We start from the raw sequence: 24,130 nt of genomic DNA, 5'->3' as shown, positions 1-24,130 counted from the left end.
GCTAAATCATGGCTTCTACATTGATCTGTTAAGTTTTAGACGGCATTTTCCTAGACATTTATGGACAACTGTGGACAAAATGTATAGGTATAACCATCTTTATTTATGTATAACTTTTAATTTACTTACATGAACACTTTTTGCTTTCTGTTCTGGCACTGTGAAGTTAAAACTATTTAATTTTGAGCGAGGATTAACTCTACCTACTTCCCCTGTTTCAATATTCAATGCGCTAGTCTCCACTATTCCCACCTTTGATTGGTTTTAGTGGGTTATACCTTATGGGGTATCCATATTTATTTACCGCTGCTTTCTGTCTACCTCCTTGGCCTTTGCAGATAGCAGCTAAATCTTGGGTAGTATGGAATTTTAACTGATTCACTTCACCTACACAAGCTGCATCTATGCAGTGTACTTTTGGTAACTTCTGTTTTCTACGGTTAAATTTTGTCTGTCCTCCACTACCTGTAGTTACTTCACTACCTGTCGTCTTTAAGGCATTGAACAACTCCCACCTAGTAGAATTAACTGCTGCTGCATCTTTTAAAGGTGATCTAGCTTGGGGTTCGTATTCGCTTTAATAATTCTGGTTTTCCAGATAAGAATTCTTTGACATCTTGATTACTTTTAACCTGATTGTATTTAGTACAGGCAACAGTTAAGTTAGATACTCGGTCTGAACCTCCTTTATACTTGGGGTAGATATGTTCAACCTCTAGGGATGTATTAGTTTTGCCACAATCAGCACATTGACGACCCCATTTTTCTAACAAATATTCTCTCAATTCATATCCTGCTAATTCACCCTTTAGTATTAGACATTCTGGTATCTATTCCTTTTCAGTAAAGTGTTCCTCAATCATGTTGGCCAGGCTTGTTCATGCTTTAAACACGCTTCGGTACAAAACCGACTCCCGATTGGCGCTATTAAACGCTGTCCTTAATTGTAGAGCGACCAACATATATGGTGGAATTCACATATTGTGGTCGTGACCTGCCAACGTAGTCAGTACTGACTTAATCTGCAACCTTTGATAGATAACCTTAGAAATGTCTAGGATTGGCTAGGTTTTTCAAAGGTGTTCTAATATAAAAGCGCACAAAAATTTTTAATTTTTTATGGCTACAAAAAATGGTCGGTCAATATCAACTCAGGTCAACACTGCTGGGATGAAAGGCCAAATTCAGAGTATGCCAAAGTGGCTGCGTCCTTCTTTGGGAAAAGCTAGTGATATTTCTACTGTACAAAAAATTATAAAGCAGCGTCAGCTCCATACCATCTGTGAAGAAGGTCGCTGTCCTAACCGAGGCGAATGTTATGCCCAGAAGACAGCTACTTTTTTATTGATGGGTCCTACCTGTACGCGGTCTTGTGCTTTTTGTCAAGTTGATAAGGGTCATGCTCCGATGCCCTTAGACCCGGAGGAACCACAAAAAGTAGCTGAGGCTGTGGAATTGTTAGGTTTAGAGTATGTGGTATTGACTTCTGTTGCTAGGGATGATTTGCCAGATGGCGGTGCTAGTTGGTTTGTAGCAACAATGACAGCTATTAGAGAACGGAACCGAGAGGCAAAGATTGAGGTTTTGACTGCTGATTTTTGGGGTGGTCAAGATGGACTTGGCGTTGAGAAGTTGTCTGTTTCTCTAACTGAAAGGCAAAAGGAACGGATTAGGATAGTTGTAGATGCCGAACCTGCTTGCTATAACCATAATATTGAAACAGTACCACGATTACAAGGCCCTGTGCGTCGTGGGGCAAAATATGAGCGATCGCTTGATGTATTACGGATTGTTAAGGAATTAAACTCTAATATTCCTACTAAGTCAGGTCTAATGTTGGGACATGGAGAAACGAAAACTGAAATAGTTGAGGCCATGGCAGATTTGAGAAGAGTAGGATGCGATCGCATTACTTTAGGCCAATATATGCGTCCTTCTCTAGCCCATTTGCCCGTACAAAAATATTGGACACCAGAAGAATTTGACGAGCTTGGAGCGATCGCTCAACAAATGGGCTTTTCTCATGTGCGTTCTGGCCCTCTAGTGCGTAGTTCTTATCATGCTGGAGAAAGTGTTTAAGTCAAGAAGGGAAAAGAAAACAAATAAATTCCTAATCTTTAAATGTTTGTATGATATTGAATCAATTGTATGATAGGATTTTCTTGATCCCAAAAAAATGCGGTGGGTCTCATCGTCTCTGTCTGCAGAGGGTTAAGTGGTTGCACTCCCTGTGTTCGCGCAGCGTTGCGCCAGCAAAACAGAAAGCCCTATCCATGAGGTTGGGAAGCCCACATCATCATCTTTGATTTGATGTAGGAGAACGTCACTATAAAAATGGAGAATAAATTTAGATGAAATATTCTTTTCGTGCAGGTTGGGCTTTATTATTATTGGCTATCAACTTTGTTGTTGCGGGCTACTATTTCGGCGCTATCCAGTAGTCTTCAGACCTTTCCTTAGCAAATCTGTGCCACTCTTAGGATACTCTATTCTTTAAGAGTGGCACTTTAATGAAGTCAGAAGTCAGAAGTCAGAAGTCAGAAGTTATATCATGTCCGGTTGAACAGTTATAAATAAATAATGACGGAGTCCTCAGGAGTCGTAGGGGCGATTCGCGAATCGCCCCTACAGGAGTTAGGAGGGAACACTGAAGTTGGAAGAAGAAGAATTGGAGTTGAAGGAGAAAGTTTTTTTATCACGCTCTTATCCGGACATGATATTAGAAGTTAGAAGTTATTTTTGTAACGGGGATGCGTGAGCAACTCTCCAAAAATATTTCTCCTTAAAATGCGGGGTTGCGCGACCCAATTACTTTGATTAAAGATATATGTACGATTTTGAGATAAAAAGTTAATTTTGTAATTTTCTCCTAATAATCAACCTCAAAAGCAGTATTAAACTGAACTATATTAAATATTATCGCTACTTAATAATTCAGATTTACCTCCTAATATTTTTATCTTGGTTCCGCTTCTAAAATAACTCTGACTACTTTCAAAATCGACTAATTTCTCTTCAAAAAGCACATCCTAAAAATAAAAAATCATAACTTTATCCACAAGATTTATCTCGCCACTCAACCTCTAATAAAGTTAATAACTTTTCATCTCCTTTTGCCTTAGCTATTAAACGTCGCCATTGTAATATATCGCATATATTTGTTCTATTTACCCGAGCTATCTTTTTTGGCTCAACCTGTTTCTCTTTTACTATTTGAGCAACATTAATAGTTTGTTTTTCCTGAGCTAACTCATCATCTCTGGGGCAACACAGCTTTTGAGAAGGATGTTGAGGTATGGGAATATGTTTAACGTAAGGATAAGTCCACCCTTGGCCTCTATGTTGTCCCCTATATTCCTCCACTGCTTCCCCCATCATCATATTAATAGTAGGAAGTTCTTGTCGATTACGCTGATAGTCATTATTTAGTTTCATATCATCAGACCATGTACCCAAAATTTTTTTTATTTCTGTATCTATTTTTACATTTTACTCAAAAATATTCTAATTTTTGACAAAAGTTTACTAAATGTTGCTAGGGCGTGTCATCAATTAAAAGATTGACAAAATGGGTATTGTATGCAATAATAAAATTGCCATCGCTATGCTAATAAAATGACTGAGGCTACCAAATAAATTCCTCCCAGAAAGTTAACTGAACGTTTATCGTATCTAGTAGCGATCGCTCTATACACCAACAGGACTTACGCAAATTGACCTTTAAACCACCATCTGTAGGGGCGAATTGCATTTGCCCTAGCCATAAGTAGAGTTTCTGCGTAAGTCTTGACCAAGTGTGCGTTCCCTCTCTTGGTCGGCATTCCCATGGCTAATATCAAATCCGTTTAATTCGGTATAAAAGAATGTTCCATCACAAGCGCCATTGCCAAATCTTTCCCCTACTCCCCTACTCCCCTAATCCCCTACTTCCCTACTTCCCTCATCCCCACACTAATTACACCAATGCTATGGGATTTGATATAAACCATTCCCTAGGGGAAGCTAGCAAAACGCCGGGTTCCGACCCCTTGCCTCTGTCGCACTCCGCGGGGTCGCACCACTGTTCCCTGCTATAGCAGTACCTTCTTTGGCCTTTGACAATAAATTTGAGTGGAAAGGGAATAGGGAATAGGGAATAGGGAAGCACCGGAGTAAGGAAATAGAGGAATGTCCGCGCCCTATTTGCGTACTGCTATATAATACTATTCTCAAAAATAGTGACAGAGATAACTGACAAATAGCAACAAGTGATGTTAATAAAACAATTCTTCTGACAAAATTCCTCTTGAATTATGACTACTGTACGTTGCCAATTTGACAGTTGCCAGACTTACCTCATTAAACTCTATTATTGAGTTTATCTATCCTCTAATATTGAAAAAATTACTGTCCACAATATATTCCAATAATGGGCAATTAGAATTGATTTGTTTGTGTAAAAAATTAGCTTACTATTATATGTTGACAAAATAACCAAGCATTATTTAAGATAGAATTACAGACACATAAATAAACAAATACGGCCAAAAAAAATATATATAAATTTAAGGTAGATTTTATGAAAAGAATCATCAAAAATCAATCTACTGCTGCTCATCCATTGGGTAGATTTGTAACTAGAGACGCATTAGCATTTCATTTGGGAATAAAATCAGATAATATCTACAAAATAAACTGTTGGAAATATGTAATTCATGTTGTAGGAAAAGGTAAAAGTAGGTTTGTAAGTTATGCCGATATGCCACCAATTTTGGGGGTAGAACCACCAAAAAAATCAGATTTTACTAAATGGAGAAAGCGAATCAAGGCTAGAAAACAAAAGTATGTCCCTAAATTTTGGGCACAATTTTATGTTGATAAAATTCAGAAATCTAATTCAATTCAAAGATTACATAGTTGGGAAAATTTAGTTAAACAATGTAAGTCATTAATATCATTAGAAGGAGTAAAAAAAATAGACAGTGCTTTGATTAAAGAAAAGTCTAAATTAGAAAAAGTAATTTATTATAGTTTTTCAAAATAACTATGTAAAAATATTGATTAATATCTCACTATTGTTAGAATTTAGTAAGAGATAAATTGTATTTATTTTAGTAGTATGACTTAAAAGTAAGATGGCGATCGCACAAATATTACATTCTATCAAAAATTGTTTTTGTAACGGGGATTTGAGCAAGCCTCCAAAAACATTTCGTTTTAAAAGCCTAACGGCAGTTAGATCCTACTAGATATGGTAGTTCTGCGTAAGTTCTGTGAGTGCTAATAGACATTTGTTCAATAATTGATAATTGATAATTACCTCTCCCTAAAAGCTATCCCTGATAAGGAACTCCTGAAAACCTTGTGGGAAGCAGGGGAGAAAGGAGAAAGAATCATAGTAGATAGGAAAAACTACTTAAGTTATCAAAAAAAATGTACTTTTTAATACACTTTTTCTCTGACAAAAACCTTTGAAAGACTTATACATAACTTGTCTATTTTATCAATTTTTATGTTAAGAAAGATGTTTATAAAGCATAGCCCTAAAAGGAAAAGGAAGAGGATTTAATAAAAGGAAAATATTTTCTCTCTTGGTCGATTGGATATGGCGAGGAGACCCGTTCTTACAGACCCGCTCCGAAGTACGCCATCCCACCCTTCGGGAAGCTGCGCTAACGACCGCTTGTTTCTCCTTCAAAGGAGAGGCTTTAAACCTTAATTATTCGGTAAAAATCAAAAATCAAATCAATTATTTCTCCCTGTTGCCTGTTGCCTCTTTTCTGGAGATGTCTAATAGTTGCCATTCAGGCAACATTGACTCCCAAGATTGACCAAATTGCTTCACAATAAAAAGTACATATAGTCAAGGAATAAAGAGTAGACCATGCGACTACTACACACAATGCTGCGAGTCAAGAACCTAGAAGAATCTCTCAAATTCTACTGCGATGTCCTCGGTATGAAACTATTACGCCAAAAAGACTATCCAGGTGGTGAATTTACTCTAGTCTTTGTTGGTTATGGCGATGAGTCAGACCACACAGTACTTGAATTAACATATAACTGGGGCAAAGACCAATACGACTTGGGCGATGCTTATGGCCATATTGCTTTGGGTGTTGATGATATTTATGGCACTTGCGAACAAATAAAAGCACAGGGAGGAAAAGTGACCAGAGAACCAGGGCCAATGAAACATGGTTCCACAGTTATTGCCTTCATTGAAGACCCAAATGGCTATAAAGTAGAACTAATTCAATTAAGCTCTCGTAGTAGCAATTCAGAAAAAGAAGTTGCAGCTAGCGCTAATTGAAGAAGGCAGAAGGCAGAAGGGAAAATTGTATGGGGATAGTTAACTATCGGCCACTCGGTGTCTTATGACCCTAAACAATTTTCAGCACTGCAAGTGACAAAAAAATAAGGTCAATAGCCTCCCCTTGGCTGCGCCGCGAGCTACCGCTCTACAAGGGGATGAAAAAAAAATCAAGTTCAATATTTCAAGCCTCTGACTTTAACTAGAGGTACTGATAACTTATAACTGAAATGACGGTGGGGTATTAAACCCGCTACAGAAAAGATAAATAATTTCAGGAAGAAGGGGGATAGAAAAAGATAATCAGCTAATTAGTAAATACCTGAAAGTTAAAGGTGTATTTCCAATAGAGTTTAAACCAGAAAACTCTCAGAGTCAATCTATGATAGCTTTAGACCCTGGTGTTCGCAGTTTTTTAACGGGAACAGAATCCAGGGTGTTTCAACCCCTGGAGATGTCAACTACCCTATAAATAGTTTTATAGGAAAAAATTTAAAATAGTCCAAATGCAGCCAACCGACCCAAGCAAATTTACAGAACAAGCCTGGGATGCTATAGTCAAATCCCAGGACGTTGCCCGACGTTACCAAAACCAACAATTAGAAGTAGAACATCTAATCATTGCCCTCTTAGAACAACAGGGGACAGCTAACAAGATTTTAAACCGCGTTGGTATAGAACCAGAAAATCTCCTCCAACAAATAGACTCTTTCGCCAAACGCCAACCTAAAGTAGGTAGTATCGAACATCTCTATCTAGGACGTAGTTTAGAAATCTTTCTAGACCTAGCTGATGAAGCAAGAGAAAAATGGGAAGACAAATTTATTGCTGTCGAACATCTCCTACTAGCTTTTTACCAAGACAAACGCCTTGGCAATAAACTCCTCAGTGGAGGTACTCCCCAACTACCAACTCGCCCTGGTTTTGAGCGCCCCCAAACTTCACCCAAAGTTGAATTTGAACAACTAGAAGCAGCAATTAAAGCAGTTCGTGGTAGTACTAAAGTCGAAGACCAAAACCCAGAAGCTAGTTATGATGCTTTGGCAAAATATGGGCGCGACCTCACAGAGTTAGCTAAAGCAGGCAAACTTGACCCTGTTATTGGTAGAGATGAAGAAATTCGCCGCGTGGTTAGTTGTTTATCCCGTCGGACAAAAAATAATCCTGTACTTATTGGAGAACCAGGAGTTGGAAAAACGGCGATCGCTGAAGGTTTAGCTCAACGCATTGTTAACGGCGATGTTCCAGAATCTCTCAAAGAACGACAACTCATTGGTCTTGATATGGGAAGTCTCATTGCAGGGGCAAAGTTTAGAGGGGAATTTGAAGAAAGACTCAGATCGGTTTTGCGAGAAGTAACCAACTCTGACGGTCAAATTGTTTTATTTATCGACGAACTACATACTGTTGTTGGAGCAGGTTCCAGTGGCGGTACGGGTTCGGGTGTAGATGCAGGTAACCTCCTCAAACCAATGCTTGCTCGTGGAGAGTTGCGTTGTATTGGTGCGACAACTATTGATGAATATCGCAAACATATAGAAAAAGATGCTGCTCTGGAACGTCGGTTTCAAAAAGTAGAGGTTGGTCAACCAAGTGTAGAGGATACTATTTCTATTTTACGGGGGTTGAAAGACCGCTACGAAACTCACCATGGTGTAAAAATTACTGATGCTGCTTTGGTAGCTGCTGCAACTCTTTCTAACCGTTATATTTCGGACCGCTTTTTGCCAGATAAGGCGATCGACTTGGTAGATGAAGCTGCTGCTCAACTAAAAATGGAAATTACTTCTAAACCTGAAGAATTAGAAGCTATTGACAGACGTATTATGCAGTTGGAAATGGAGAAACTTTCTATTGAGGGAGAGTTGCAAAGCAGCAAAAAAGATCAAAATTCTGAACCTACCCCACCTGCGAAGGTTTCTCCAGCATTGCAACGCATTACAAATGAAATTAATGTCTTGAAGCAAAAGCAGGAAAAATTTTCTTCTAAATGGTCTGGGGAAAAAGAATTGTTAAATACAATTAATTCCCTTAAAGCAGAAGAAGACAAATTAAAAGTACAAATAGAACAAGCAGAACGAGCTTACGATCTGAATACCGCAGCTCAATTAAAATATGGCCAACTAGAAACAGTACATCGCGATCGCGAAGCTAAGGAAGCAGAATTATTAAAGGTTCAAGCTCAAGGTTCGTCTCTTCTCCGGGAACAAGTTACGGATGCTGATATTGCCACTATCGTTGCTAAGTGGACTGGTATTCCGGTAAATCGTTTGTTGGAGTCGGAACGCCAGAAGTTACTACAATTGGAAAAACATTTACATCAACGGGTAATTGGACAGTCGGAAGCGGTGGAAGCTGTGGCGGCAGCTATTAGACGTGCTAGAGCAGGGATGAAAGACCCAGGGCGACCTATCGGTTCGTTTATGTTTTTGGGTCCTACCGGAGTTGGTAAAACAGAATTGGCGCGAGCTTTGGCACAGTTTTTGTTTGACCGGGATGATGCTTTGGTGCGGATTGATATGTCGGAATATATGGAGAAACACGCGGTTTCTCGGTTAGTAGGGGCACCGCCTGGATATGTTGGTTATGACCAAGGGGGTCAGTTATCGGAGGCAGTGAGGCGACATCCTTATTCTGTGCTGCTGTTTGATGAAGTGGAGAAAGCTCACCCAGATGTATTTAATATATTGTTGCAGGTATTGGATGATGGTAGGATTACTGATTCTCAGGGGCGGGTAGTTGATTTTAGTAATACTGTAATTGTAATGACGAGTAATATTGGTGGTGAGTATATTTTGGATGTAGCGGGGGATGACTCTAAGTATGAGGAGATGTATAAACGGGTGATGGGAGGATTGCGAAAACATTTCCGACCGGAGTTTTTAAACAGGGTGGATGAGATTATATTGTTCCATACTTTAAGGAAGAGTGAATTACGGCAAATTGTGGAGATTCAAGTGAAGAGAATTGAACGATTATTAGGGGAACAAAAGATTAGTTTGAAATTAACTCCTGCGACTTTAGACCACATTGCTGAAGTGGGATATGACCCAGTTTATGGAGCGCGACCTTTGAAACGAGCAATTCAAAAAGAATTAGAAAATCCTCTAGCAAATCTGATTTTAGAAAATAAGTTTGTTGGTGGGGATATTGTAGTAATTGATTGTGTAGATGGTGGTTTAGTGTTTGGGAAAAAGGATGAGTTGGAATTGGTGAAAAGGTAATTTGATAAGAGTGCGAACTTCTAGCTCGCCAGTCAAAATTATTAGGCAAAAGTGTTAATGAAGAACAATATGATAATTTTTTATCTAAATGTTGGCATTTATACCCGCGCTCTCCTGCAAGGGAGCGTCGTATGGGGATGCCAATCAATGTTGCGGTTTCACACATAATATGTTAAAATATCAAGTTAGAATAAGCAGGTAGTAAATGGTTGAGAAAGCTTACAAGTTTAGATTCTATCCTACTCCAGAACAAGAAAACCTGTTGCGGAGAACATTGGGGTGTGTTCGACTGATCTACAACAAAGCTTTGGCAGCTAGAACTCAAGCTTGGTGTAAAAACAAAGAGCGAGTAGGATATAAGCAAACTTCTGCTATGCTTACTTCGTGGAAAAAACAAGATGACTTAGATTTCCTCACACAAGTCAGTAGCGTCCCATTACAACAAGGCTTGAGACATCTACAAACAGCTTTCACTAACTTTTTCAGTGGACGTGCAAAATATCCTAACTTTAAGAAAAAGCGTAATGGTGGTAGTGCTGAGTTCACAAAGTCCGCATTTAAGTGGAAAGACGGTCAAGTCTATTTAGCTAAATGTTCTGAACCGTTAGCTATTAGATGGAGTAGACAACTACCACCAGGTTGTGTACCTAGCACAATTACAGTCAAGCTGGACCAAGCGGGTAGGTGGTCTGTATCTTTGAGAGTCAATGATACCAGAAATTTGAGTCTCAAGTCAGTCACCAAACAATTAGGTATTGACTTAGGAATTACCAGTCTATTAACAACCAGTGATGGAGAAAAATTTGCTAATCCAAAGAATCATTACAAGTTACACAAAAAACTGAGGTTAGCCCAAAAATCACTTTCTCGTAAAACCAAAGGATCTAATAACTATCACAAAGCCAGGGTAAAAGTCGCGAGGATACACGCAAAAATCAAAGATTCAAGACTAGACTATACCAATAAGCTAACGACTCAACTGATTAGAGAAAATCAAACTATTGTAGTTGAAGATTTAGCGGTAAAAAATATGGTCAAGAATCACAAATTAGCAAGAGCAATTAGTGATGCCAACTGGGGAGAATTAGTCAGGCAATTAGAGTACAAAGCTGATTGGTATGGACGGGAATTAATCAAGATTGATAGATACTTTCCCAGTTCTAAACGTTGCTCTAATTGTGGTCATATAGTGGAAAAATTACCTCTAAGTGTAAGAGAGTGGGAATGCCCAGAGTGTAATAGTCGCCATGACCGCGACATCAACGCTTCGATAAATATTTTGGCTGCGGGACTCGCAGTGTCAGTCTGTGGAGCGACCGTAAGACCCGAAGAGACTAAATCCCGGAAGGCAGGTGCTAAGAAACAGAAAACCCCTAACAGTGATGTTAGGGAATCCCGCGCTGTCTCGTAAGAGCAGCGTCGGGAGGATGTCAAATGAGGTAAACTAACTTACCAACTGGAGAAAATCCTCTGGCAAGTTTGATTTTAGAGAATAAATTGCAACAGCTCAATAATCCGGGGTAAATCCGTAAATGGCAAGCCTAAAATGGCGTAAAATCGTTCCTAAACTGGTAGTCCGCCCCCATTTATTGAGTGGATACAATAAATTTATTGGTGGAGATTTGTGGTAATTGATTGTGTAGATGGTGGTTTGGTGTTTGGGAAAAAGGATGAGTTGGAATTGGTGAAAAGGTAATTTTATAAGAGTGCGAGCTTCTAGTTCTCCATTCAGCAATTAATAATTAATAATAATTTCTCGTTACAAGGTAAACAAAGTTGCTAATTTAAGCGATTATTTTCTAAGTATTAGTTTTATAAGGATTAAAAGAATGGTTGATTTTAAAAAGAAACTTGGAGTTAAATCTATACAAAAAAAGGTAAATCCAATTGAAATTTACGATCAGTTGGATAGAAAAAGTGAAACAGGTCCGCTTCGTCCAGTACAAATAGAAATATTAAAAGAGTGGTGGTTAAATCGAAAAGAAGACCAAGATTTGATTTTTAAGTTACACACCGGACAGGGAAAAACATTAATCGGTTTATTGATACTTCAATCAAGATTAAATCAAAAGAAAGGTCCGTGTTTATATGTCTGCCCTAATAAATATTTAGTAGAACAAACAGCTCAGGAAGCAGAGAAATTTGGTATTGGATATGTAACTATTGATGATTCTTTACCTGATGAATTTTTAAACTCAGAAAAAATCCTAATAACTCATGTTCAAAAAGTTTTTAATGGAAAATCAAAGTTTGGTGTAGGTGGTAAATTTCAGAAAGTCAATACAGTTATCTTGGATGACTCACACGCTTGTATAGACTCTATAAATGATTCATTTAAAATTAAAGTAAATAATGAACATCAGCTCTATAAAAAACTACTTCAACTATTTGAAGATGATTTGAGAGAGCAAGGTGAAGGTAGCTTAGAAGAGATAAAAAGTAAAAGCAAAGAATACCAAGATACTTTACTGCCAGTACCTTATTGGAGTTGGCAAGATAAAAAATCAGAGGTTATCAAAGCTCTATTAGAATCTGATAATGAAAATGAAGTAAAGTTTGCTTGGCCTCTAATTAAAGATAACTTGGAAAATTGTCAATGTTTCTTTAGTGGTAAAGAATTAGAAATTTCAACTATTCTCAGTCCCATTAGTAAATTTGGCACTTTTAGCAAGGCTGAACATAGAATTTTAATGTCAGCAACTACACAGAATGATTCTTTCTTTGTTAAAGGTTTTGGATTGAATATTGAAGCTGTTAAAAATCCACTTATTGACAAAAATGAAAAGTGGTCTGGTGAAAAAATGATTTTAATTCCTTGGCTAATCCATGAGGAGTTAAAAGAAACATATATTATCAATAAATTTGCAGCAAAAGATGTCAATCGTAGAGTCGGTTATGTTGTGATTACATCTAGTTTCAAGAAAGCAGAAACCTATGAAAATTTAGGTTCTACAGTTATCAAAAGTGATAATATTTTTAAAGAAATTGAGAAACTAAAATCGGGTGAATATCGCAATACAATTGTTTTTGCAAACAGATATGACGGAATAGACCTTCCAGATAATTCCTGTCGTGTTCTAATTATTGACTCAATGCCATATTCTTCTTCCTTAACTGAAAGATATGAAGAAAAATGTAGGTCAAATAGTGATTTTCTCAATATTAAAACTGCTCAAAAAATTGAACAGGGACTCGGAAGAAGCGTTAGAGGAGAGAGAGATTATAGTGTGATTATTATCAACGGAAATGATTTAGTAAAATTTCTTAAAAGCGGCGATTCAAATAAATTTTTCTCAGAGCAAACAAGGAAGCAAATAAATATAGGAATTGAAGTTTCTAATTTGGCGAAAGAGGAAGATACAAATGAAGGAACAGATTACACAAAAGTTCTTGATAATTTAATCGATCAATGTTTAAGCAGAGATGAAGGTTGGAAAGAGTTTTATAAAGAGAGAATGGAGGAGGAAAGTGATGAGGAAGAAAAAGTTAATAAAAATATATTAGAAATTTTAGAGTTAGAAAGAAAAGCAGAGGAGAGTTTTTATCAAAATGAACCTGAAAAGGCAGCAAATTATGTACAGAAAATAATTGACTCTTACTGTGCAAATGATGAAGCAGAAAAAGCTTGGTATCTACAAATTCTTGCTCGCTACAAATACAAGATGAGTAAAACAGAATCTAATTTAACTCAAAAGGGTGCTTTTAATAAGAATTGGGAGCTTCTAAAACCAAAAGAACGCATTAGTTATAAAAAGTTAAACTATATAAATGAAAATAGGCTGAAAAGAATTAATACTTGGGTATCTAAACACAAAAACTATGAAGAACTAATGCTGACTGTAGAAGATATCCTAGGAAATTTGAGTTTTGGTGAAGAAGCATCAAAGTTTGAGAAAGCGCTACAAGACTTAGGTAGTTCTATAGGTTTTTTGAGTCAAAGACCAGAGAAGGAATTTAACACAGGTCCGGATAATCTTTGGTGTATTTCTCAGAATGATTATTTTATCTTTGAGTGTAAAAGTAAAGTTGAAGAATCACGCAAAGAAATAACCAAAACCGAAACAGGTCAGATGAATAATCACTGTGGTTGGTTTGATAAAGAATACAATGCAGAACAAGTAAAAAGAATATTAATTATTCCAACAAAAGATGTTTCCCATCAAGGAAACTTTACTCATCATGTTGAGATTATGAGAAAAGGAAAACTCAAACTTTTGAGAGATAACGTAAAGTCTTTTTTTAAAGAGTTTAAAGATTATCAACTTGATGAAATTAGTGATTCTAAGATTCAAGAATGGATTCAAATTCATAAGCTAGATGTTGAACCTTTAAAAAGTGAGTATTCTGAGGACTATTATCAAAAATAATAAAAAACAGAAACAGCAAAGTTATGAAAAATGTGAGACATCATCGCCGGTAGGTATCAACTGTTTGTCATGCTTGGTATAAGTAACTATGCAAAATTAATTACACATTCTGGTAATCCTCTATTGCATCAGTACTTTCCTCAATTAGGAAATTTATTTTGCACGACTACTTACAATACTCAAATCTTGAGTAAAGTTTTAAGATGTAATTTAAATAGAATTGCTACATAACTCATCAATATTAATCTTATTAATCTCCCACATCTCCTCTTCTTCCCACATCCACCTACTATCAACTCGATAAACACTACCGTCAAAATCAAACACTGTCGCCGTTGCCAAAGTCTCAATCCAAACCGTAGCACCACAAGTGTGAGGTTTTTCCGGCCGATAAACAATTCGACAAGGACCATGAATCTCAATTTCGTGACCTGTAGCTAAATTCTTGCTGCCCCGTTTTGCAGAAACCACATCAAGATTGGTATTTTCCTCTCTTTGATTGATGCCAATATTAGGGCGATTAAAATGAATAGTATTCTTTCCGCAATGTTTACGAGAATGCCAACGGGGTTTTGGACCACGTTTTCTGCCAGAGATTCTAGGCATACCTTTATATAGAGGAATCACCCAAGTCCGACCATTAATTTTTCTAGCCCCTTGAATTCGACCTTCTTTGAGCAAAACTCGGACTCGTTGAGCAGAAATACTTAATAAACTTGCTGCTTCAGTAGTGCCAACAAACATATTTTCTTACTATTGCGTATATCAGAATAATACTTTAAACTACAAAAAAATACACTCCTATAGAACCCATTTGGTATCTATAAAAAAAATAGAGGAGCAGATAAAGAGACGGGGAGATGGAAGGTAAGCATTCAGCTATCAGCTTTTTAAAGAATCAAGCCAAAGACTAAGGTTAGCTGACAGAAATATTTTATTTCCTGTGGAATGCTGCGCAAACATAATTTCACTTCTTGATTAATAATTCCTTTTTCCAAGATAATTAGTTAATAACTCATAGCTGATAGCTGACGGCTGAATGCTTAAGATGGAAGAATGGGGTGTATTGATTTTCAATTATTGCTTCAATCCATATACGACTCGCCTCTAAAATTTTTACGTTGAACCTAAACGTCAGCTATCTTTACAATGGATAATTGATAATTGATAATTAATCGAATCTAGGTTTAAAGCCTCTCCTTTTAAGGAGAAAAAAGCGGTCGTTTGCGTTAACGAAGCTCCTCTGAAAGAGGCAGCATTCCGTAGGATGGGATGGTGAGATCTCCTCGCCATATCCAATGGACCAAGAGAAGAAATAATATTTCCTGATATTCAATTCCGTAATGGTTTTAACCAGAGGTAATTATCCATTATTCATTATCCATTATCCATTGATGAAAGTTCCATCTGAAACTTATCAGGTATTTTTTAGACGACAATTAATTAAGAAAATCACCTAAGAACAACAACTTAAATTTATTGCTTATAAATCTGTATCGGAGGTAGTTCAACAATGGATAATATATATAGATATAGTAAGTTAATTCAAAAACCATTGAAAGAATCTGTTAGCTATAAACCACTCAATCAAATATAATCACAATTTGTTTTTGATACAGAAAACCATAACTATCAAATTGTAAATATGGGTTAGCAAAATCAATTTCTAGTTTATGGATATATTCTATATTTAGATATCAAAGAAGAAAATTTTTGGATTCATCAGAATACAATTGAATAGCCCTACTTTTTATAATATATGTAATTAATATATATTGTTTATCTTGATTATTTATTGATTTATTGATTTTTCCTCCTTCTTTACCGTTACTATTACGGTCTAACTCGATCACCCTTGGTATTATATTAAAACCGCTTAGGTAGTGAAATCCGAATCAGATGTTTGGTGCAATCCCTGTTTAAAAAAAAGACTCAATAAATCACAATCATTAAATAGTATTGAGCAATAAGTTTAGGGGTAAATGGCCAGAATATTTCTCTGATTTTATATCTATCAAGAGATAACGAACCTGGATAACTACCTAAATGCTCAAGTAAAATTAATTCCCATAGATAAAATAGATAAAGATTATGAGTACAACCCTAGAAAAAGGTAAGATCAGTATCCATACTGAAAATATCTTCCCAATTATCAAAAAATCTCTCTATACTGACCATGAAATTTTCTTAAGAGAATTAGTTTCTAATGGTGTAGATGCTATTGCCAAACTTAACATGGTGGCTCGAACTGGAGAGTATAGTGGTGATGTTACTAATCCAGAAATAGAAATTAAAATAGACAAGGAAAATCAAACTCTCTCCATTACTGATAATGGAATAGGGATGACCGCCGATGAAATTAAAAAATATATTAATCAAGTTGCTTTCTCTAGTGCTGAAGAGTTCATAGAAAAATATAAAGGTGGCGATGAAGACGCAATTATTGGTCATTTTGGTTTAGGGTTTTACTCCTCCTTCATGGTTGCTAAAAAAGTAGAAATTGATACCCTTTCCTATCAAGAAGGTGCAGAAGCTGTTCATTGGAGTTGTGACGGTTCTCCAGAATTTGAATTGTCAGATTCTCCCCGCACAGAAAGAGGTACAACTATTACCTTAACCCTCCAAGATGAAGAACAAGAATATCTTGAAACTACTCGCATTAAACAGTTGATTAAAACCTACTGTGATTTTATGCCAGTGCCCATCAAATTTGAAGAGGAAGTAGTTAATAAACACAAAGCAATCTGGCGAGAATCTACTCAAAATGTTACTCAAGAAGACTACCTCGAACTATATCGTCATCTTTACCCTTTCCAGGAAGAGCCTCTATTATGGGTTCATCTCAATACTGACTATCCTTTTATTGTTAATGGAATTCTTTATTTTCCTAAATTAAAGCCAGATGTAGATGTTACCCAAGGTAATATTAAACTATTCTGTAATCAAGTATTTGTTACTGACCATTGTGAAGAAATTATTCCTAAATTTTTAATGCCTTTACGAGGAGTAATTGATAGTACAGATATTCCTCTCAACGTCTCTCGTAGTTCTCTGTTAAGTAATCGAACTGTCAGAAGAATAGCCGATTATATAGCGAAAAAAGTAGGCGATCGCCTGAAAGAAATTTATCGCGATGAAAAAGATAAATATATTAGTTGTTGGCAAGATGTAGGTACATTTGTTAAGTTTGGTGCCTTGAATGACGATAAGTTTAAAAAGCAAGTAGAAGACATCATAATTTTCCGCACTACAGCCAAACTTAACCCTACAGAAACAACTGAAACTGAAGCAAAACCAGCAGTAGAAGTACAAGCAGAAGGAGAAGATGTTTGGCAAGAAGTAACTCCAGAAAATTCTGATGCTAAAAACACTGATGAACAAGGTTTTTATTACACCACTCTCAAAGAGTATTTAGAACGTAATAAAGAACGCCATGAAAACCGTGTATATTACTGTACTGAACCTGCATCTCAAGCAACTTATGTAGAGCTGCACAAAAATCAAGGTTTAGAAGTTTTATTTCTCGACTCTTTCATCGATACCCACTTTATTAGTTTTCTAGAAAGAGAATATCAAGATGTTAAATTCTCTAGGGTAGATTCTGATTTAGATGAGACATTAATTGACAAAGAAAATCAATCAGAAATAGTCGATCCAGCTACCAATAAAACTCGCAGCGAACAAATTAAAGAATTATTTGAAAAAGCGCTGAATAAACCCAAGATAAATGTTAAAGCTCAAGCATTAAAATCAGAAGATAGCAAAACTACCCCACCAGCAATGGTATTGTTGCCAGAAGCTATGCGAAGATTGAGAGATATGACTGCTATGTTGCAGCAGGAAAAAGCAGAATTTCCAGAAGACCACGTTTTAGTGGTAAATACAGCTCACCCACTAATTCAGAATCTGGCTAATCTCAGTCAAGGTAGTATTATTCAGGGTAGTGGAGAATCTCCTTCGGCAGAATTGGCTAAACAAATCTGTCATCATGTTTATGATTTAGCTTTAATGGCACAAAAAGGTTTTGATGCTGAGGGTATGAAAGAATTTGTGGAAAGGTCTAATCAGGTCTTGACTCAGTTAACTGAAAAAGTAATTTGATCCAATTATATAAGTAGACTACAAAATTATTTTGGTGCGCGGGAGTAGGCAGTAGGAGAATACTTTGGCCACTGTAGTCTATCTATTTGAAAACCGCTATGTGACATACTCCCACGCTAACCCCAAAGGTATAGCGTGGGCTTCTCGCTTCATAGTCCTGCCATTGCATGGGACAAGCGCGTGCTTTAAGGACGGGATGCCCCGCCGCCCTTTTTGCAAATAAAAAAGCTGCTCACCTAGCCCCGCAATCAGATTTTACATTCCCAACGGATTACTAGGATTTCTGGGATATAACCCCTAATCTTATTTTATTTTCATGGTTCATCACTGGCGGTTGTTAACTCAAACCAACTTGAGTCTATCATAACATAAAATTTGTAAATTAATGGGACATCGAGTCCCATTAATTTACCGTCGATTCATCTCACACCAAATTTTCAATTATGGTGTGAGATGAATCGACGCTCTAGCTAAAATGGAGCTTTGAGGACTCCCGGTATAATCTCCAATTTACCGGGAGATGAATCGCGACCAAAATAAAAACAGATACTGACCAAGACTAGCAATAGTATAACTTAAAATCATACTCAGATAGAATTATCTGATAATAATGTGGATATCCTCACAATGAGGTGTCACTGCGGCCTTTGCAGATCGTAGAATAAATTGACGCTCGTTGGGGTACTGTGGGGGGCTGTTTTCAACCTATAGCGCTGTGCGCAGGCAACAGGCAACAGGCAACAGCTCCGGAAGGGGGAATAAATTGCTGATAATATAAGACTTTTAGCTATTTAGCCCCTCCTGCAATTTGTAAATATACCAGCACTCATTGCTATAGATAAGTGCTACTCAAGCAGTAAAGCTGAATCGTGAGGTTTGGGAATCTCCCGTTATAATCGCTCTTATTTAACGGGAGAGGATGTCAAAAGTTGAAGGAAGAAGGTTGATTAACTTTTTTATTTTTGAGATAATGGATAGGCTGTGGAAAAAATTTAGGTAGACAAATCATGGGTCGTAAATGTCAATTGACTGGAAAGAAAGCTAATAATGGCTATGCAGTTTCCCACTCCCATATCCGCACCCACAAGTTACAGCAAGCAAATCTCCAATGGAAGAGAGTTTGGTGGCCTCAAGGTAATCGTTGGGTCAAACTACGATTATCGACTAAAGCAATTAAAACTTTAGAAAACAAAGGTATACAAGCTATGGCTAAGGCCGCTGGCATTAACTTGAATAAGTGCTGATATATTTTTCTTTATACTCATCTCATCTAATTTAACCCTGTCCTATAGTTGATGAGGACAGGGCTATTTTTTTCTAAAAATGATAGGGATTAATACCAATTCCCAAAAATAATGCCATACTTCATTAAGACTTCAGTTATTCAGTAATAATAATGGTTTAGTAATTTTTGTAACGATTATCGGCATTAAGCCAAGATATATTATATTTTTGAACCTTACTCCCTACTCCCTACTCTCAAGAAGATGTAGCAAGAATGCGCAAGATTTAGTATCAGAGATTTTTTGTTTGTTAACTAAATATTAAAGAGCTATCGTCACCCAGGACTTCCAATTTTTGCCATGATATAATGTTTGGTTGAATACTTATAAAGAACTACGGAGGAGGACTGAGTTAGGAGGGAAAAAGAAGGAAGAGGAGAAGAAAGTTTTTTCTCACGTTTTTAAACGGACATGATATGAGACAAAAATCCTCTCAAGAGGACTAAGTGCATATTAGTCCATCAAAATTGACTTCAGCAATGTAGCCCTAAAATCATTTATGGAGAGTTTTCGGAAGTTTTTCTTTAGTTGATCGTTAATATTTGTTTGTACCTCACATACCACCGAATCTGCTGTAAATACTGAATATTGACTATTGAGCGGTGTTGGTAATTGGTAAGATGATTTGATCCGATGGGTGACACCCATCACTTAATATGGTAGAATATTTAGAGGTATCAGAAACAGATGGCTCTTAAGAGAGTGTTTGTCAACTAAAGATTAAGATGGCCAGAGTGCTTAATATTCGGTGGGTTACGGCGGAAAGTTAAATTTTGTTACGATTCATAGTTATTGTCGCCTAACCCACCCTACTAGACTGACACAGCTAAAATAGTGTATTAGAAAAATGCTCTAATCTTTACGGTTAATGTATTTGAATAAAAATCTATTGCACCATTTTAGGCGTGTCACGCCACTACGCCTGGATTTAATATTCCTTTTACAAACAGTCTCTAAGGTTTCATCTGTTGATTTACCAATGCTCTATTGAACTACTAAATACCAACTACTGACTACATACTAACTACTGACTACTGACTAATTATCCGGATACTATATAAATCCTGATTTTTCGTATCACATTTTATACTGCATTAGTACATTACGAAAAAAAAATGTGGCCCAATTGCGAAAATATTAGGTACATATTGATATAGCAAAAGTTATAAAAAAAAGTTAATTATTATGACTAACTTTACTATCGCAATTCCTACTTATAATGGAGCTGAACGATTACCATTAGTTCTAGACAAATTACTTGCTCAAATCGGAGTAGAAGGACTATCTTGGGAAATTATAGTTGTAGATAATAACAGCACAGATAATACAAAAAAAATCATTAGTAGATATCAAGAAAACTGGTCGGATAAAATTCCATTAAAATACTGTTATGAAGCACAACAAGGTGCAGGATTTGCTAGAAAAAAAGCAGTAGAAATAGCAAGTTCTCCGTTAATTGGTTTCTTAGATGATGATAATATCCCAGCAGAAAATTGGGTAGCAGCAGCTTATGAATTTGCTCAAAAATATCCAAAAGCAGGAGCTTATGCTAGTCAAATTCATGGAGATTTTTCTGGAGAACTACCACCTGATTTTGACCGAATTAAATCATTTTTTGCCATCACAGAAAGAGGAGAGCAACCATTATTATATCAGCCTGCAATTAAGGTAATACCTCCTTCCGCTGGATTAGTAGTTCGTCGGGAAGCATGGTTAGAAAGTGTTCCAGAGCAATGTATATTAGGTGGTAGAGTACCGGGTTCAATGTTAACAGGTGAAGATACAGAAACTATTAGTTATATTCAAAAAGCAGGCTGGGAAATTTGGTATAACCCAGCAATGGAAGTAATTCACAAAATTCCTCAACATCGAACACAAAAAGATTATCTAATTAAATTTTTCCGTGGTATTGGTTTGAGTCGTTATGTTACTCGAATGTTAGGAGTTAAACCATGGTTAAAACCATTGGCTTTTTTCGCTTATACGGCAAATGATAGTCGGAAAATTATCCGTCATTTACTAAAATATGGTTTGAAGTTACGAACAGATGTAGTGGCAGCTTGTGAGTTTGAACTATATATTAATAGTTTGAAAAGTCCTTTTTACTTGTGGAAGAATGGCTATTTGAATACAGTTGAACCAAACGATACTTCAGTAGTAAAATCTCAACCAGGTTTGAGTGGCATTGATTGTCGGGAATTTTAATGAAAATTATTGCTTGGCCAGCATTTAAAACTAGGTATAAAAACCCCTATAACTGGCTATTATATTCTCAGGTAGTGCAACAAGGGCTAACAGTTACGGAATTTTCTTTTGGCAAACTGCTACGCCAATACTATGATATTTTTCACCTTCACTGGCCGACAGAAACTATTGTCCGTCATCCAAACCTAATTATAGCAGGTTTGCGGGCTGTAACTATGCTTCTTGCTATAGACTGGGTTAGGGTTAGAGGAACAAAAGTGATTTGGACAATTCACGACCAATATCCCCACAACCTCTTACATCCTAAGTTGGCACACTGGTTTCAGTCAGAGCTGATCAAGCGAGTAGATGGATGTATTAGTCATTGCCAAGTAAGTAAAGAGTTAGCAGATGCAACTTTTCCTAGATTGAGCGATCGCCCCCACGCAGTTATTCCTCATGGCCATTATCGAGAGGTCTACCCCAATAATATAAATTGTGAGGTAGCTAAAACAAATTTAGATGTTCCTTTTGACTCCCATGTACTTTTATTTCTCGGTTATATCGACTACTACAAAAATGTACCTCATCTAGTCCGAGTTTTTCGAGAATTAGCTCCTGCTAATTGGATATTATTAGTGGCAGGTAAACTAGAAGTTCCAGAAATTGGTACTCAGATATCTCAAGTTGCAGAAAATGATTCTAGGGTCAAATTAAAGTTTGAGTTTGTACCGGATGAGAAGTTACAAGAATATTTCCAGACTGCAGATTTAGTAATATTACCGTTTCAAGAGATTTTAAATTCAGGGAGTGCATTGTTAGCTCTTTCTTTTGATTGTCCTATATTAGTACCTAATAAGGGAGCAATGGCAGAGTTGCAGGAACAGGTGGGGCAAGATTGGGTAAAGCTGTATCCAGGAGACCTAACAAAAGAGATTTTAGAATCTGGGTTAGAGTGGGCAGTCAAAGAAGGGCGATCGCCACAAGCTAATTTAGAACAGTTAGGATGGCAAAATTTAAGTCAGCAGACTATAGAGTTTTATCAAAAATTATCAAAGGATGATCGGAAACGAGAGTAATCTGGTTGATCGTCCCCGGTCTAAATTTTCCAAGAGTTATCCCCCTAGTGCAGGATGCCGGAAATAACTAACCAGTTAAAAAAGGTTCAAAAGCTTGTACAATAACCTCTCTTCCCTTCTGCCTTCTGCTATCCTACTAGATAACTAAAGCTATCCTACTTTTTGCCCTAGTTTGGAGTGAAAAAAAGTGCAATTCAATACAGAGTTTTATCTAAAGATATTAAAATTATAGAAAAGTGCAGTTATTAATTGATTTTAAGTCATTCAGAAAATCATTAAATCAAATTATTAGAAATTTTTATTTTAAATGGTTGAAAAATATTTGTACTGAAAAAAAATACGGCAAGATTAATATATGAAAATTGCTTATGTTACTACTTATGATGCAAAAAATCCTGCTAGTTGGTCTAAACATAAACGTGGGAATTATGGCTCCAATAGCTACATAGCAAAAACCTTAGAAAATCAAGGAATAACTTTAGATTATGTAGGTCCACTTGAAAAAAAGTATGGTTGGTTAACTAAAAGTAAATGGCTGTTCTATCGTCACTTTTTTAAGAAAGATTATTATAGTTGGGCTAGCTTGATGGTATGTAAAGAATATGCCCGTCAAATATCTCAAAAATTGTCTAAGTTAAATTCAGATATCGTCTTAGCAGTGGAAGGAGCAAATCCTATTGCTTATTTAGAATGTAAGCAACCAATAGTTCTTTGGGTAGATACTGTAGTTGCAGAATTAATTGATTTTTATCCTTATTTAAAAAATATTCCTCAAGAAACTAGAAGAAATATTTATAATTATGAAAAAGCAGCAATTGATCAATGTAAACTTTTGATATTTACTTCAGATTGGGCTGCTGAAAATGCTATTAAACATTACCAAGTTAATGAATCGAAAATTTATGTAATTCCCAGGGGCGCTAATATTGAACTTAAGCCAGGAAGAACTTTTGAAGAGGTAGAAAATATTGTTAAATCAAGAAAAGAAAAACCTTGTAAATTAATCTTTTCTGGCATAGATTGGGATAGAAAAGGTGGAGATATTGCTGTTGGAGTTGTTAAACAGTTAAATGAAATGGGTTTTAATGCTGAATTGACAATTATTGGCTGTCAACCTCAGATTAAGCCTTTGCCAGATTTTATTAAGATAGTGGGATATATTGATAAATCAAAACCAGAAGGAGAGTCAAAAATGAGGCAATTAGTAGCTGATTCTCATTTGATGATTTTGCCAACTAGAGAAGATTGTGCTCCTAATGTTTTGATAGAAGCTAATGCTTTTGGAGTGCCTTGTTTGACTACAAATCTTGCAGGTATTCCAACTGTAATTAAAGAAGATATTAATGGTAAAACTTTTGCTTTTGATGCAGAAATTAAAGAATATTGTGATTATATAATTTCCCGAATGAGTGATTATCCTAGATATCAAAAATTAGCAATGTCATCATTTAATGAATATCAACAACGATTAAATTGGGATGTGGTAGGAAAAACTGCTAAACAGTTATTTATGGATTTACTTTGAAATAGCAGTCAGCGGTCAGCGGTCAGCTATCAGCTTCTAGTTGCGTGAATAGACATCTCCATTGAAGAAGGAGAC

The 24,130-nt window shown here is 36.4% G+C and carries 19 protein-coding genes; 13 read left to right on the top strand and 6 right to left on the bottom strand.

The window, feature by feature from the left end; genetic code table 11:
* Window positions 1-99: 99 nt before the first annotated feature.
* The 3 genes from F6K18_RS00595 to F6K18_RS00585 are packed head-to-tail and all read right to left on the bottom strand — an operon-like array spanning window position 100 to window position 773.
* Entirely contained in the window at window positions 100-243 is a 144-nt protein-coding gene (locus tag F6K18_RS00595; protein WP_287517670.1) for a hypothetical protein, read from the bottom strand.
* The gene (locus F6K18_RS00590) at window positions 233-508 is read right to left on the bottom strand and encodes a hypothetical protein (RefSeq protein ID WP_287517668.1); all 276 of its coding nucleotides are present in this window, start codon (window positions 506-508) and stop codon (window positions 233-235) included. The genes F6K18_RS00595 and F6K18_RS00590 overlap by 11 nt, the downstream gene beginning before the upstream one ends.
* Before the next feature lie 46 nt (window positions 509-554).
* Window positions 555-773, bottom strand: a complete 219-nt coding sequence (locus tag F6K18_RS00585; protein ID WP_287517667.1) for an HNH endonuclease — start codon at window positions 771-773, stop codon at window positions 555-557.
* Window positions 774-1,119: 346 nt separating this feature from the next.
* Between F6K18_RS00585 and lipA the strand changes: the two genes are divergently transcribed.
* The 3 genes from lipA (at window position 1,120) to F6K18_RS00570 (ending at window position 2,730) form a co-directional block, all read left to right on the top strand.
* Window positions 1,120-2,079, top strand: a complete 960-nt coding sequence (gene lipA, locus F6K18_RS00580; protein ID WP_287517665.1) for a lipoyl synthase — start codon at window positions 1,120-1,122, stop codon at window positions 2,077-2,079.
* Window positions 2,080-2,351: 272 nt separating this feature from the next.
* Entirely contained in the window at window positions 2,352-2,441 is a 90-nt protein-coding gene (gene psaX / locus F6K18_RS00575) for a photosystem I protein PsaX (RefSeq protein WP_124144633.1), read from the top strand.
* 139 nt (window positions 2,442-2,580) lie between these two features.
* Entirely contained in the window at window positions 2,581-2,730 is a 150-nt protein-coding gene (locus tag F6K18_RS00570) for a hypothetical protein (RefSeq protein ID WP_287517663.1), read from the top strand.
* Between the two features lie 321 nt (window positions 2,731-3,051).
* On the opposite strand, the gene F6K18_RS00565 is transcribed toward F6K18_RS00570, so the two are convergent.
* The gene (locus F6K18_RS00565) at window positions 3,052-3,456 is read right to left on the bottom strand and encodes a hypothetical protein (RefSeq protein WP_287517660.1); all 405 of its coding nucleotides are present in this window, start codon (window positions 3,454-3,456) and stop codon (window positions 3,052-3,054) included.
* A 169-nt stretch (window positions 3,457-3,625) separates the two neighbouring features.
* Window positions 3,626-3,751 (bottom strand): hypothetical protein, encoded by a 126-nt coding sequence (locus F6K18_RS37200; protein WP_375341282.1) that lies wholly within the window; start codon window positions 3,749-3,751, stop codon window positions 3,626-3,628.
* A gap of 807 nt (window positions 3,752-4,558) precedes the next feature.
* On the opposite strand from F6K18_RS37200, the gene F6K18_RS00555 reads away from it, so the two are divergent.
* The 5 genes from F6K18_RS00555 (at window position 4,559) to F6K18_RS00535 (ending at window position 13,883) form a co-directional block, all read left to right on the top strand.
* Entirely contained in the window at window positions 4,559-5,023 is a 465-nt protein-coding gene (locus F6K18_RS00555) for a hypothetical protein (protein ID WP_287517658.1), read from the top strand.
* Between the two features lie 840 nt (window positions 5,024-5,863).
* On the top strand, window positions 5,864-6,292 hold the full coding sequence (gene gloA, locus F6K18_RS00550) for a lactoylglutathione lyase (RefSeq protein WP_287517655.1): 429 nt from the start codon (window positions 5,864-5,866) through the stop codon (window positions 6,290-6,292).
* 506 nt (window positions 6,293-6,798) lie between these two features.
* The gene (clpB, locus tag F6K18_RS00545; protein WP_287517653.1) at window positions 6,799-9,516 is read left to right on the top strand and encodes an ATP-dependent chaperone ClpB; all 2,718 of its coding nucleotides are present in this window, start codon (window positions 6,799-6,801) and stop codon (window positions 9,514-9,516) included.
* 205 nt (window positions 9,517-9,721) lie between these two features.
* On the top strand, window positions 9,722-10,927 hold the full coding sequence (locus tag F6K18_RS00540; RefSeq protein ID WP_287517651.1) for an RNA-guided endonuclease TnpB family protein: 1,206 nt from the start codon (window positions 9,722-9,724) through the stop codon (window positions 10,925-10,927).
* 418 nt (window positions 10,928-11,345) lie between these two features.
* Window positions 11,346-13,883, top strand: a complete 2,538-nt coding sequence (locus F6K18_RS00535; protein ID WP_287517648.1) for a DEAD/DEAH box helicase family protein — start codon at window positions 11,346-11,348, stop codon at window positions 13,881-13,883.
* Between the two features lie 210 nt (window positions 13,884-14,093).
* Here F6K18_RS00535 and F6K18_RS00530 read toward each other — a convergent pair whose 3' ends face one another.
* On the bottom strand, window positions 14,094-14,627 hold the full coding sequence (locus F6K18_RS00530; protein WP_353734974.1) for a helix-turn-helix domain-containing protein: 534 nt from the start codon (window positions 14,625-14,627) through the stop codon (window positions 14,094-14,096).
* A 1,347-nt stretch (window positions 14,628-15,974) separates the two neighbouring features.
* Here F6K18_RS00530 and htpG point away from each other — a divergent pair.
* The 5 genes from htpG to F6K18_RS00505 all read left to right on the top strand — a co-directional run bounded on the left by htpG (window position 15,975) and on the right by F6K18_RS00505 (window position 24,055).
* Window positions 15,975-17,984, top strand: coding sequence for a molecular chaperone HtpG (gene htpG / locus F6K18_RS00525; protein ID WP_287517644.1), 2,010 nt, complete (start codon window positions 15,975-15,977; stop codon window positions 17,982-17,984).
* 1,007 nt (window positions 17,985-18,991) lie between these two features.
* On the top strand, window positions 18,992-19,228 hold the full coding sequence (gene rpmB, locus F6K18_RS00520; RefSeq protein ID WP_124144621.1) for a 50S ribosomal protein L28: 237 nt from the start codon (window positions 18,992-18,994) through the stop codon (window positions 19,226-19,228).
* Window positions 19,229-20,452: 1,224 nt separating this feature from the next.
* Window positions 20,453-21,472: a hormogonium polysaccharide biosynthesis glycosyltransferase HpsE gene (hpsE, locus tag F6K18_RS00515; protein ID WP_287517642.1), complete on the top strand. Its 1,020-nt coding sequence runs from the start codon at window positions 20,453-20,455 to the stop codon at window positions 21,470-21,472.
* Complete coding sequence (locus tag F6K18_RS00510; protein WP_287517640.1) at window positions 21,472-22,530, top strand: glycosyltransferase family 4 protein; 1,059 nt, start codon at window positions 21,472-21,474, stop codon at window positions 22,528-22,530. The genes hpsE and F6K18_RS00510 overlap by 1 nt, the downstream gene beginning before the upstream one ends.
* A 355-nt stretch (window positions 22,531-22,885) precedes the next feature.
* Window positions 22,886-24,055, top strand: a complete 1,170-nt coding sequence (locus F6K18_RS00505) for a glycosyltransferase family 4 protein (RefSeq protein WP_287517638.1) — start codon at window positions 22,886-22,888, stop codon at window positions 24,053-24,055.
* Window positions 24,056-24,130 lie beyond the last annotated feature (75 nt).

It is taken from the genome of Okeania sp. SIO2C2 (assembly GCF_010692625.1).
Classification (GTDB): domain Bacteria; phylum Cyanobacteriota; class Cyanobacteriia; order Cyanobacteriales; family Microcoleaceae; genus Okeania; species Okeania hirsuta.
The sequence above is the reverse complement of the archived record's forward strand: the minus strand, read 5'-3'. Positions and strand labels throughout refer to the sequence as shown.

Coding starts and splice junctions, on each gene's coding strand:
- lipA (WP_287517665.1), top strand. CDS start 1,120: ATGGCTACAAAAAATGGTCGGTCAATATCAACTCAGGTCAACACTGCT.
- psaX (WP_124144633.1), top strand. CDS start 2,352: ATGAAATATTCTTTTCGTGCAGGTTGGGCTTTATTATTATTGGCTATC.
- F6K18_RS00570 (WP_287517663.1), top strand. CDS start 2,581: ATGACGGAGTCCTCAGGAGTCGTAGGGGCGATTCGCGAATCGCCCCTA.
- F6K18_RS37200 (WP_375341282.1), bottom strand. CDS start 3,751: ATGCAATTCGCCCCTACAGATGGTGGTTTAAAGGTCAATTTGCGTAAG.
- F6K18_RS00555 (WP_287517658.1), top strand. CDS start 4,559: ATGAAAAGAATCATCAAAAATCAATCTACTGCTGCTCATCCATTGGGT.
- gloA (WP_287517655.1), top strand. CDS start 5,864: ATGCGACTACTACACACAATGCTGCGAGTCAAGAACCTAGAAGAATCT.
- clpB (WP_287517653.1), top strand. CDS start 6,799: ATGCAGCCAACCGACCCAAGCAAATTTACAGAACAAGCCTGGGATGCT.
- F6K18_RS00540 (WP_287517651.1), top strand. CDS start 9,722: ATGGTTGAGAAAGCTTACAAGTTTAGATTCTATCCTACTCCAGAACAA.
- F6K18_RS00535 (WP_287517648.1), top strand. CDS start 11,346: ATGGTTGATTTTAAAAAGAAACTTGGAGTTAAATCTATACAAAAAAAG.
- F6K18_RS00530 (WP_353734974.1), bottom strand. CDS start 14,627: ATGTTTGTTGGCACTACTGAAGCAGCAAGTTTATTAAGTATTTCTGCT.
- htpG (WP_287517644.1), top strand. CDS start 15,975: ATGAGTACAACCCTAGAAAAAGGTAAGATCAGTATCCATACTGAAAAT.
- rpmB (WP_124144621.1), top strand. CDS start 18,992: ATGGGTCGTAAATGTCAATTGACTGGAAAGAAAGCTAATAATGGCTAT.
- hpsE (WP_287517642.1), top strand. CDS start 20,453: ATGACTAACTTTACTATCGCAATTCCTACTTATAATGGAGCTGAACGA.
- F6K18_RS00510 (WP_287517640.1), top strand. CDS start 21,472: ATGAAAATTATTGCTTGGCCAGCATTTAAAACTAGGTATAAAAACCCC.
- F6K18_RS00505 (WP_287517638.1), top strand. CDS start 22,886: ATGAAAATTGCTTATGTTACTACTTATGATGCAAAAAATCCTGCTAGT.